The following is a 3,163-nucleotide window of genomic DNA, read 5'->3' on the forward strand; positions in this document are numbered from 1 at the left end:
GCCTGTCTCGTGGGCTCGGAGATGTGTATAAGAGACAGGTCGTGCGGGGTGGGGGCGTGCTCGGCGGCGTCGTCTGCGGCGGCCTCGTCCAGGTCAACAGCAGTCAGGGAACCGGCAGTTACGTCGATCCCGGCGCCGTCGTCGGCCGCGTCCGTCTCTCCGTACCGTCCCTCCGCCGTCGGGTCCGTCAAGTGGTCCACCACTCGGGCCAGGGTCGGGGCGTCGTGGTGGGGGGTGACGGTGGAGTCAGGGGCGCGGCGGACGCCGAGGGTGTCCAGGACGCGGTGGAGGCGGGCCGCGTCGGTGCGCCATTTGCGGTCGACGACCTCCTCCGGGTACTCCTGCCAGTCCACCGGTGCCCAGTCGGGGCCGGCCTCGGCGGGGCCGCCGTGGAAGAGGCGGGCGGCGAGGAGCGAGGTCGCCTCGTCGATCGTGCCGGGCTCTTCGAGCAGGTCGCAGGCGGGGCGCTCGCCGAGCCGGGAGGCGAAGCCCTCGGCCAGGCGGTCGCGGCGGGACAGCTCCGTGAGCGCCGCTACGACGCCCGCGTCCAGCCGGGACGGCCAGCGGCCCATCCGCCACGCGGGCAGCGCGACCCGGGTGAGCAGCCGGTCCCAGCCCGCGTACGCCAGGCCCACCTGTTCCTGCGCGACGATCCGCAGGCCGTAGTCCACAGCCTGTGCGCGCTCGGCGGCAGCGGCGGCCACGCCCCGCTCCATCTCGGTCGCGTGCCCCCGGCAACTGCGCAGCAGCAGCCGGGCGACCCAGCCGACACCGGCGAGCGCCGCGCGGAAGACGGGACCGCGGGGTGCCGAGGTCACGGCCACCGCCGCGTCCAAGCCCCGTACGAAACGGCGGGCCGCGGCTATGTCCGGGTGCGCGGAGGGGCCCGTACCCGCGACGACCGGGGCGAGCACCGCGCGCAGCTCACCGACCCGCATCCACCACAGGAACGGGGAGCCGATGACGAGGACGGGCGAGGCGGCCGTACGACGCGAACGCGCCGGGGTGAGGCTCCGTACGCCGGTGATCTCGTCGCGGTTCTCCTGCGGGGGCGGGCCGTGGGCCGGGTGGGTACGGTCCTCCAGCCAGCTGTCGCAGTCCGGCGTGAGCGCTATCGCGGACGGCGCGGGGACGTCGAGGCGGTCGGCCAGGTCGCGCACCATGCGGTACAGGTCGGGGGCCGACTCCTCGGCGATCGCGACCGTAGGACTGACAGCGGGGCGGGACCGCGCGACGACCAGCGCGATGACGCCCGCCGCGAGCAGCACGACGACCGCGGCCACGCCCATGATCCAGCGGGAGAGGTCCCAGCCCCGGCCCATGAGATGGCCGGTCGAACCGCCGGCGAGCAGGATCACCGCGACGGCGGCGGGCAACAGGGCGACGGCCAGCGTCCGGCTGCGGATCCGCAGCACGGCCAAGGCCCGGGAACGCGCCGCCTGCGCGCCCGCCTCCACACCCACACCCATACCGGTCACGACCGGACCTCGCCCCCTCCGTGCTGTCCCGCTCTGCTGGCGTTGCTCACTCCCCCACTGTGGCACCCACCACTGACATCGCAATGCCGGTGGGCCAAGTGCCGGAACGCTTGCGCCGCACCATAGTTGGGGCCCCGGTCCCCGTCAGCCGGATGGGGCATCGGTCACTCGATGGAATGGCTCAGGGGAAAGCTGGATGACGGAGGGCAAGGGTGAGGGCAAGGTTCAGGCCCCGACTCCTGAGACGGAATCGGGGCCTGTCGGGTTTATCGGTGCGCGGAAGCGCTTGGGGTTACTCGCCCGCCGCCGCCTTCGCCGCGATGTCCGTGCGGTGCTGGGAGCCGTCGAGACGGACCCGGGCCACGGCCGCGTACGCGCGCTCACGGGCCTGGGTGAGGTCCTCGCCGGTCGCCGTGACGGAGAGGACGCGGCCGCCCGCGCTGACGACCGCGTCGCCGTCGTGCCTGGTCCCGGCGTGCAGGACGTACGCGTACGGGGCGTCCTGGGCCGCCACCTCGTCGAGGCCGGTGATCGGGTCGCCGGTGCGCGGGGTGTCGGGGTAGTTGTGCGAGGCGATGACGACGGTGACCGCCGCGTCCTCGCTCCAGCGCAGGGGGGCCAGGTCGTCGAGGGTGCCGTTCGCGGAGGCGAGCAGGACGCCGGCCAGCGGGGTCTTCAGGCGGGCCAGGACCACCTGGGTCTCCGGGTCGCCGAAGCGGGCGTTGAACTCGATGACTCGCACACCGCGCGAGGTGATCGCGAGACCGGCGTAGAGAAGGCCGGAGAAGGGGGTGCCGCGGCGGCGCATCTCGTCGACGGTCGGCTGCAGGACGGATTGGAGTACTTCCTCGACCAGCTTCGGGTCGGCCCACGGCAGCGGGGAGTACGCGCCCATGCCGCCGGTGTTCGGGCCCTCGTCGCCGTCGAGCGCGCGCTTGAAGTCCTGGGCGGGCTGGAGCGGTACGACGGTGACGCCGTCGGTGATCGCGAAGAGGGACACCTCGGGGCCGTCGAGGAACTCCTCGATGACGACCCGCTCGCAGGCGTTGGCGTGCGCCTTCGCCGCGTCGAGATCGTCGGTCACTACGACACCCTTGCCGGCGGCCAGTCCGTCGTCCTTCACGACGTACGGCGCACCGAAGGCGTCGAGAGCCTCGTCGACCTCTTCCGGGGTCGTACAGACATAGGAGCGGGCGGTGGGGACACCGGCCGCCGCCATCACTTCCTTGGCGAATGCCTTGGAGCCCTCCAGCTGCGCGGCCTCCCCGGAGGGGCCGAAGACCGGGATGCCCGCCTCGCGTACGGCGTCGGCGACCCCGGCGACGAGGGGGGCCTCCGGGCCGACCACGACCAGCTCGGCACCGAGCGCTGTCGCCAGCGTGGTGACGGCTGCGCCGTCGAGGGCGTCGACCTGGTGCAGCTCGGCCACCTCGGCGATGCCGGCGTTGCCGGGGGCGCAGTGCAGCGCGGTGACGTCGGGGTCTTGGGACAGGGAACGGCAGAGGGCGTGTTCGCGGGCACCGGTACCGATGACGAGGACCTTCACGGGGGTCAGCCTAGGACACCGTGAGGGTGGGGGTGGTCGGGGTTGGGGTTGGGGCCGGGTGTGAGCTGTCTCTTATACACATCTTGACGCTGCCGACGACTCCTTACGTGTAGATCTCGGTGGTCGCCGTATCATTAAA

The 3,163-nt window shown here is 72.9% G+C and carries 2 protein-coding genes; both read right to left on the bottom strand.

The annotated features are described in order from the left end of the window. The coding region (locus tag OO70_RS50090) for a M48 family metalloprotease (RefSeq protein WP_234337151.1) at positions 1 to 1,469 on the bottom strand (1,469 nt) is incomplete at its 3' end. A gap of 301 nt (positions 1,470 to 1,770) precedes the next feature. Then, entirely contained in the window at positions 1,771 to 3,024 is a 1,254-nt protein-coding gene (gene purD / locus OO70_RS50095) for a phosphoribosylamine--glycine ligase (RefSeq protein ID WP_043688170.1), read from the bottom strand. Positions 3,025 to 3,163 lie beyond the last annotated feature (139 nt).

Origin of the sequence: Streptomyces xylophagus, from assembly GCF_000716435.1 — a bacterium.
In the GTDB taxonomy this organism is placed as follows: domain Bacteria; phylum Actinomycetota; class Actinomycetes; order Streptomycetales; family Streptomycetaceae; genus Streptomyces; species Streptomyces xylophagus.